At 35.5% G+C, this 8,410-nt stretch carries 8 protein-coding genes; 5 read left to right on the plus strand and 3 right to left on the minus strand.

The window, feature by feature from the left end; genetic code table 11:
- Positions 1 to 25 precede the first annotated feature (25 nt).
- Entirely contained in the window at positions 26 to 265 is a 240-nt protein-coding gene (locus V7183_RS22520) for a DUF4022 family protein (protein WP_335360916.1), read from the plus strand.
- Positions 266 to 281: 16 nt separating this feature from the next.
- Entirely contained in the window at positions 282 to 719 is a 438-nt protein-coding gene (locus tag V7183_RS22525; RefSeq protein WP_335360907.1) for a GNAT family N-acetyltransferase, read from the plus strand.
- Between the two features lie 110 nt (positions 720 to 829).
- Here the strand turns inward: V7183_RS22525 and V7183_RS22530 are convergent, their stop codons facing one another.
- Together V7183_RS22530 and V7183_RS22535 are read right to left on the minus strand one after the other, a co-directional pair.
- Positions 830 to 1,030, minus strand: a complete 201-nt coding sequence (locus V7183_RS22530; RefSeq protein ID WP_097896456.1) for a helix-turn-helix transcriptional regulator — start codon at positions 1,028 to 1,030, stop codon at positions 830 to 832.
- 175 nt (positions 1,031 to 1,205) lie between these two features.
- The gene (locus V7183_RS22535; RefSeq protein WP_335360908.1) at positions 1,206 to 2,498 is read right to left on the minus strand and encodes an NCS2 family permease; all 1,293 of its coding nucleotides are present in this window, start codon (positions 2,496 to 2,498) and stop codon (positions 1,206 to 1,208) included.
- 273 nt (positions 2,499 to 2,771) lie between these two features.
- On the opposite strand from V7183_RS22535, the gene V7183_RS22540 reads away from it, so the two are divergent.
- Both V7183_RS22540 and V7183_RS22545 read left to right on the plus strand, forming a co-directional pair.
- The gene (locus V7183_RS22540) at positions 2,772 to 4,163 is read left to right on the plus strand and encodes an amino acid permease (protein WP_097896460.1); all 1,392 of its coding nucleotides are present in this window, start codon (positions 2,772 to 2,774) and stop codon (positions 4,161 to 4,163) included.
- Between the two features lie 181 nt (positions 4,164 to 4,344).
- Complete coding sequence (locus V7183_RS22545; RefSeq protein WP_335360909.1) at positions 4,345 to 5,898, plus strand: DNA-binding protein; 1,554 nt, start codon at positions 4,345 to 4,347, stop codon at positions 5,896 to 5,898.
- Between the two features lie 33 nt (positions 5,899 to 5,931).
- On the opposite strand, the gene V7183_RS22550 is transcribed toward V7183_RS22545, so the two are convergent.
- Positions 5,932 to 7,674, minus strand: a complete 1,743-nt coding sequence (locus tag V7183_RS22550) for a DUF2339 domain-containing protein (RefSeq protein WP_335360910.1) — start codon at positions 7,672 to 7,674, stop codon at positions 5,932 to 5,934.
- Between the two features lie 201 nt (positions 7,675 to 7,875).
- Here V7183_RS22550 and V7183_RS22555 point away from each other — a divergent pair.
- Positions 7,876 to 8,410: DUF3916 domain-containing protein (locus V7183_RS22555; protein ID WP_335360911.1), on the plus strand; the 535-nt coding region annotated here is incomplete at its 3' end.

Genomic DNA, 8,410 nt, shown 5'->3' on the forward strand with positions numbered 1-8,410 from the left:
AATTGATGTATATATATCATATATTATGGGGATGAATCACAATATGTCTATTTCAACTTTAGCTCTTTTATTATTAGCAGAAGTACTCGTTGCCATTATTCTCATCGGTATTAGTATTGAAATTTGCAGCTACGGATGGAAAAAATCAAATGGAACGAAGTACTTTTGTATCTTTCTTTCTCTAACCCTCGGTACATGTAGCATACTAGGTCTTTGTGTAGCACCTGCATATTTCTTTCTACAACTCATGGAGAAAGCGTCATAAGAAAGGATGGTTGTGTATGATTACGGTTAAACGTATTGATGCCTCCGAAACATACGCGCTACGTCAAAAGATGCTAAGACCTAATCAAGCACTGATAGATTGTAAATATCCTTCCGATTATGAATTACACGCCTTTCATCTAGGTGCGTTTCAAAATGATGAACTTATCAGCATCGCTTCTTTCTCATATGAAACAGAACCTTCTTTACAAGGTAACAATCACTATCGTTTACGAGGTATGGCTACAGTACCTGCCTTCCGAAGGCAACATGCTGGTAGCTCATTAATCAAATATGCCGAAGTAATTCTAAAAGAACGCCAAGCAGAGATATTATGGTGTAATGCTCGCATTACCGTTGCAGATTACTACAAACGATTAGGCTTCCATAAACATGGTGAAATATTTGATATTCATCCGATTGGGCCTCATAGACTCATGTACAAAGCATTATGAAAGAAAAGCTTTTGTATTTCAGAATTTCTCTAAAAAAACATCAACAAGCCTTCCATATGTGTGGAAGGCTTGTTGGCACTCTCGACTTTCACTATTCCCATTCCTATTTGTTACTTCTGCTCTTCCCAAAATAAATCATTTAACGTTTGATTTAACGCATAACAAATGTTCAAGCATAATTCTAAGGAAGGATTATATTTTCCTTTCTCAATTAAGCTAATTGTTTGCCTTGTAACCCCTACCTTTTCTGCTAATTGTTGTTGTGTTAAATCCAATTGGACACGTGCAATCTTGATTCTACTTACAGCCAATCTACAACCTCCTTCACCATCAATCGTAACGTATATATTACATGATTCACTTTATAAATTATTTAATCCTGGAATTTCTTTTTTCTATCATAAGTTTTATATCCTACAAAAGGAGTCTCACTTTATTATACACGAAAAAAGGTACTTCCTATGAGAAGTACCCTTATCTATCTCTTTATAAGAATAAATGACATCCAAATAAAACCGCAAAGAAATACAGAAGTGGATGTACTTCCATCCATTTCCCTTTCACCATCTTTAAGATTGGATAGATTAAAAATCCAAGCGCAATTCCATTTGCAATGCTAGATGTTAACGGAATACCTACAAAAACTAAAAATGCCGGTAATGCATCTTCAAATTCACTCCAGTTAATATCGCGAATACTTTGTGCCATTAGACTTCCCACTATAATTAATGATGGAGCCGTAATAGCTGCTACACTTGATAGCGAAGCAATAACAGGGCTAAAAAATGCCGTTACGACCGTTAAACAAATTACCACAACGCCTGTTAACCCTGTTTTTCCACCTGCTGCAATCCCAGCAGATGATTCGATTGTCGCTGCTGTAGGGCTTGTTCCAAAGACAGCACCTGTTGTGCCACCAATCGCATCCGCAATAAATGCTTTACCGAAACGTTTTTCAGTGTTATCTGTATTTAAACCAGCCTGTTTGATTAAACCAAGCAATGCACCTGTTGTATCAAATAAAAGTACAAGTAAAAAGGAAAAAACAACACCGTATAACCCATATTCTATTACATCGGAAAATGCAGTAATAGGACTTGAAACAATAATCCCTTCTGGTAAATGAGGAATCGCTACAATTTGATTTCCAAACTTCAATTGTCCAGTAAAAAAGGCAATAATCCCTGTCACAATCATGCTAATAAACAGCGCCCCGCTCACCCGTAAAGCCATTAATACTGCTGCTAAAACCAAACCAATTAACGTTAAAATAACAGCTGGTGAATGAAAATCTCCAATTGTAACTAAGTTAGATGGATGATCGACGATAATTCCAGACAAACGCAGTCCAATAAAAGCAATAAACAATCCGATTCCACCTGCAATTGCGTGTTTTAAACTGTCAGGAATTGCTACAATAAGCTTTTGACGGAATGAGGTAAAAGATAATAAAAGAAAAATAATACCTGTTACAAATACTGCAGAAAAAGCAATAACATATGTAATACCCTCTGCTTGTTGTACAACAGAATAAGCAAAATACGCATTCATCCCCATAGCTGGAGCAATTACAATTGGATAATTCGCTAAAAATGCCATACATAATGTCCCGACAACTGTCGCAATAATGGTTGCCGTAAATGCTTGATCAAATGGTACACCTGCATCAGATAATATTTTCGGATTGATGACAAGAATGTACGCAAATGTAAAAAATGTTGTGATGCCAGCTAAAATCTCTTGCTTCACAGAAGTATTATACTTTTGCAATTGAAACATACTTAGGTACCCTTCCTACACAATAAATTATTATCACGCATTCTTTTTCTTATATGCGAGAAAATGTAATACTTAATCTTATCAATCAATAAAAAGAAGAGTCAATATATTCGATAATAGTTCGAATTTTAAGTTTAAATCTGACATATATAGATATAGTACAGGTAGATTCAATTGTTTTTGTAGCATAACAGAGTGAAATGTTTTATAATTTAAAATAGTTAAACATCATAAAAATACATTTAATTTTCTCATCCTACAAGGAGGCTTCTTATGCAGCAAACAAACAAATCTGAAAATTTAAATCGAGGTTTAAAACAACGGCACATTACCTTGATGTCTCTTGGATCAGCTATTGGAGTTGGATTATTCTTAGGATCGGCTTCTGCTATTAAACTAGCTGGACCTTCCATTTTGCTAGGTTACATGATTGCTGGACTTGTTATTTTCTTCATTATGCGTGCTCTCGGAGAAATGGCAATTGAACAGCCTGTTGCTGGTTCTTTTAGTAAATATGCACATGATTATTTAGGACCACTGGCTGGTTATATCACCGGCTGGAATTACTGGTTTTTATGGGTCGTTACTTGTATGGCCGAAATTACTGCAGCTGGTATTTATATGGAATTCTGGTTTCCAGATATCCCGCGCTGGATTTGGGCATTACTGGCTCTTCTGTTAATGAGTGCCTTTAACTTTTTGTCTGTAAAAGTATTTGGGGAACTTGAGTTTTGGTTTGCTTTAATCAAAATTGTCACAATAATCTGTATGATAGTAGTTGGGACAGGCATTATTCTATTCGGATTTGGAAATGATGGCATCGCTACTGGAATTTCAAACCTTTGGTCACATGGCGGATGGTTCCCAAATGGTTTTTCTGGTTTACTTCTTTCCTTACAAATGGTTTTATTTGCTTATTTAGGTGTAGAACTCATCGGTGTCACAGCTGGTGAAGCACAAAATCCAAAAAAGACACTTGCAAAAGCAATTGATAACGTATTTTGGCGTATTTTACTGTTCTACGTTGGAGCTTTATTCGTTATGATGGCAATTTACCCATGGAATGAACTTGGTGATAAAGGAAGCCCGTTTGTATTAACATTCCAACAAATTGGCATTGCAAAGGCAGCTGGTATTATTAACTTTGTTGTCTTAACAGCAGCTCTTTCTTCTTGTAATGGCGGATTATTTAGTACAGGACGTATGCTGTTTACGCTAGCAGAACAAAAGCAGGCACCTGAAAGATTCGGGCGTTTAAATAAAAATGGCATTCCAAGTAACGGTATTTTAGCAACCGCTTTCGTTTTGCTCGTTGGTGTTATTTTAAACTATCTTGTTCCAGCAAAAGTATTTACATGGCTTACAAGTATTTCAACATTCGGAGCAATTTGGACATGGGGCATTATATTAGTTACTCAAATTCGTTTCCGCAAAGGCTTATCATCACAAACCAAACAAAAATTATCATATAAAATGCCTTTATATCCATTAAGTTCTTATTTCTCACTTGGTTTCCTTGCGCTTGTGTTAGGTATAATGGCATATTCAGAAGATACACGAATTGCATTAATTGTTGGTCCAATTTGGTTAATTGCATTAGTCGTCGTGTATTATATGAAAGGGTTCCATAAGATAGATAAAGTACCTAATTCAAAAATTAGTTAAGTACGTACTCCCTTCCTTATTACAAGCAAGGGAGTTTTTATTTTTCACACAAATATTTCTCAACAAAATCCACATTATTTTTACAATCTTTTAATATATTTTATATTTTCTGCCTTTCTTTTTACAGAAAAATCAATTACATTATTAAAGCAAATATATTTATTATTAGGGGGATTCTTCTATGAAGAACAAAAAATGGCTTACGTTTTCTTTAGCAACCGCGATCACACTCAGTATAGGAAGCACTTATGTTCCATCCGCTTTCGCTGAAAGCTCGGTAGATCCAGCTCCTGAAATTGCTACAAAAGTTGTCAATCAAAACAGTGGAAAGAAAGTATTATTTGATAACACACATGGTCAAACAGCAGGAACAGCTGATTGGGTCATTGATGGTGGTTTTTCTGATTTTGGAAACGGCATTGCCCAAAATGGCTATTTTGTAAAAGAGCTTCGCCAATCTACACCGATTACATATGAAAATTTAAAAGATTATAATGTATTTATCGTTCCTGAAGCAAATATTCCTTATAAAAAATCTGAGCAAGACGCTATGCTACAATATGTTAAAAATGGTGGCAGCATCTTCTTTATTGCAGATCATTATAATGCAGACCGTAATAAAAACCGCTGGGATTCTTCAGAAGTCTTTAATGGATATAGACGCGGGGCATGGGACAATCCTGCAAAAGGGATGTCTAATGAAGAAGCAAACTCTCCGGCAATGCAAGGAGTAGAGAGTTCTGATTGGTTGTCACAAAACTTTGGTATTCGCTTCCGCTATAATGCACTAGGTGATATTTCTGCCCAAAACATTGTATCGCCTGAACAATCATTTGGCATTACAACAGGTGTTTCATCCGTAGCGATGCATGCTGGTTCTACCCTGTCTATTACGAATCCTAAATTAGCGAAAGGAATTGTATACCTTCCAGAAAATCCACCAAAGTGGAATAATGCTGTTGATAATGGTGTTTATAATGGAGGTGGTATTGCAGAAGGCCCTTATGCTGCAATTGCGAAAGTCGGACTTGGAAAGGCAGCCTTCATTGGTGATTCTTCTCCTGTTGAAGATGCATCTCCAAAATATGTTCGTGAAGATACAGGGCAGTCCAAGAAAACATATGATGGATATAAAGAAGAAAATGATGCTGTTCTGTTAGAAAACATCGTAAATTGGCTGTCTAAGCAGGAAACGTATACAAGTTTAGATCAAGTAAGCGGCTTACAGCTTGATGCACCAACACCTTTACAAACATTTGAACAACCTAATTTATCAACTGAACCACAACCAGAACCTTGGAGTGCTCCAAATCAAGGCTACCAATGGTTTAATACAAATACATTTAAATCTGGTTCATACGGATATAATGGTAATGGTACGATACCTGCTCAGGATTATACTATTATGCATCCTAGTATCCTACCAAATAACGAAATATTCCAAATGAAAATTCAGGTAAATAATTTATTACCTAATACAACATATAACAATTATTCTTTAGGAATTTTCACAACTGGCGGAACGCAAGTTGCGAAAGTTCAAAATGAAAATGGCACTTGGCCATCCACTTTCGGATATAGCAATGCTTTTTCATTCACAACAAATAGCCTAGGTTTCGCTGAAAAAATCGTAAATGTACAATTGGCACCAAACACAAGTGGGCAAGCAACACTGCGCCTTCGTCAAAATACAACAGCAAAATATAACGAAACTGTTACGATTAATAAAAAGTAAAAAAAAGAGCAATCCACATTGGATTGCTCTTTTCTACTTCTCTTTTTCCTTTGAAAAGAACATTCTCGAGATAACAATTCCTAATCCGCCAACAATTAAAAACAGTACCGCTCGAATCATCATTGATACTTCTGGTAAATCGAGGAAAAATAATTTTCCTACCGTTACGACTAACACAACTAAACCGGCATATAATACTTCATCCATTTTCCTATTTCGTCCGAACCAAACTGCAAACAACGCATATACCATCCACAATAATGATACAGACACACTAATTATACTTCCATTCATAAACAGAATTTCACCAACTCTAGTAATCGTAATAAATACGAGTATCATAAATCCATATAGCGTAATAGAATTAATATACTTCCCGAAATGCTTCAGCATGTGCTTTGTTTTCAGCATTCCATAATAAAATGTCCCAATTAAAATAAGATGTGCAACAAAAGCCGCTGAAATAAATGTCGTAAATGGACTTACAACTGTCTGTATCATACCAATCGCATAAACTACAGCACTTATATATAATTTGATTTCTTGCTTTCCTTTAACAGAAGTAACAATACCGAGGAATCCTTGTAACATTAATACAATTGCAGCATTTACTAAGCTGCATTCATATAGAATCGCTAAACTAAACGATCCCATTGCGACACCAAATAGAAGATCTGTAAATAGAGATTTCTTGTTCTTCCTATATTCAGCTGCAAACATACCACCATGTATCATTGCACCAATTAGCAGCCCCCATGTTGTAAAGTCTGGAATTTTAGAAATTGCGATGATAAAGAGAACTGCACTCGCACTAAATATCGCAATTCGAGGCTGATATATAAATTCCCTATCCATAAACATATGCAAAAAAAGTGTCATATGAATCAGTCCATAAACCATTGTTAATTGTACTTGCAAATGTCCTAGTAACACCGACATAATCACAAAGAAAACAAGCGTTACAAGTACAGAAACACTATAAGATACCATATATAAATACTTGTAACGATTCCTCAGTGCATACCATAACAGGCTAATCGTTAATATCGTTTCATACCCAAAGAAAATGTAAGAATTAGGTGTTGTGCTATTTAATAAAAATGGAACAAAGAAAGCTCCTACTGCTACAAATATAGCAAGGTACTCTGATTTATATCTTCTAGCAAGATAAATACCAAGAATAACCCATATAATATTGAGTATGAATGCGATGCTTGCAGGAAGGAATTGATATAAATAATGTGCAGCAAACGTCGTTAAGACAATTCCTGTAATGCTTCCCCCGGCTAATACTAACCCTAGCGCTTGTCGTTCCTGCTTTATTTGTATATCACCTATATAATATAATCCTACTGATAATACTACGCCAAATACAATACGAATTGCTGGAGTCAGCAATCCGGCATCTACTCCTGCTTTAAATAACCAAATTACTCCAAATAACATAATACCTACGAAAATACGCGGCAACCATATTTGGCAAAACTTTATAAGATCAAATGGCTCCGGCTTAAATGCAGATATATCTACTTGTTTTACTTCTGGTTCCTCCATACTTTCTTGACGAACGACTACATCTTCTTGTCGTACATTTGTTTTAGGGATACTGCCTTCTACTTTCCTTCCAATAGGCTCCGGCTTGTTCAGCTCTCTTGCTCGTTCAACTTTTTCTTCCTCTACTGCCCTTTGCTGCTTCTTCAATTCATAAAGCGCCTCTTGCATCGTTTCAATTGCGATTTCAATCGCTTCTATTTTTTTATTCAAATCTTGCTTCATTCGCTTCCCCCCTAACCAACCTTTTTATAACAACTATATATTACCAATTACTTATATCATACTCTTAGTCTATTCATTTTTTAAGAATTTTTTCCTGACATTCCCTAATTTTTGCTATTATAGTAACAAATAGCATTTCTCTTTCTATTTTTCATCAAAACTACAAAATGGAATTAAAAATATTGTTTATGAGGTGTTGCTTTGAAACAATCGATTTGGACCAATGGCTCAAAAAAGAAAACCCGTGGCCTAAGGCGCGCATTCCGAAATTTCCTGAAATATACTACTATGCATACAAGCTCTTTACCAAATGCTAACGAACAATCTGCTTTAGGTTGCTGGTCTACTCATCTTCCCTTCGATCCTTCTTATATGAATGCAAAACGTAAATCAAACTCGATTAGACGATTTTATTTACAGACAGCAATCAATCGAGTAAAGCATTTAATCCATATAAAAACTATAACCGAAAAAGAATATCGTATTTATTTTGTTGTCTCTTTTCCTAATTTACACGCTTCTAATATCTCAATTGTATTTAGTAAACAAGGGATAGAACGATTTTTTGAAGGCTTTCTAGGTAGATACCAGGACGGGCCACAGTGGGTTTCATTACCACAAGAACGCGATATTGAAAAAGAATTCAGCTTGCATATCCCGAAAGAATTGCAAGTAAAAGGATATAGAGAAATGTTTACTGATTCTAATGACAATGATAAAGAAATATGGTTTATAG

Source organism: Bacillus sp. JJ1127 (assembly GCF_036965845.1).
Lineage (GTDB): Bacteria > Bacillota > Bacilli > Bacillales > Bacillaceae_G > Bacillus_A.

Coding starts and splice junctions, on each gene's coding strand:
- V7183_RS22535 (WP_335360908.1), bottom strand. CDS start 2,498: ATGTTTCAATTGCAAAAGTATAATACTTCTGTGAAGCAAGAGATTTTA.
- V7183_RS22550 (WP_335360910.1), bottom strand. CDS start 7,674: ATGAAGCAAGATTTGAATAAAAAAATAGAAGCGATTGAAATCGCAATT.
- V7183_RS22540 (WP_097896460.1), top strand. CDS start 2,772: ATGCAGCAAACAAACAAATCTGAAAATTTAAATCGAGGTTTAAAACAA.
- V7183_RS22545 (WP_335360909.1), top strand. CDS start 4,345: ATGAAGAACAAAAAATGGCTTACGTTTTCTTTAGCAACCGCGATCACA.
- V7183_RS22520 (WP_335360916.1), top strand. CDS start 26: ATGGGGATGAATCACAATATGTCTATTTCAACTTTAGCTCTTTTATTA.
- V7183_RS22525 (WP_335360907.1), top strand. CDS start 282: ATGATTACGGTTAAACGTATTGATGCCTCCGAAACATACGCGCTACGT.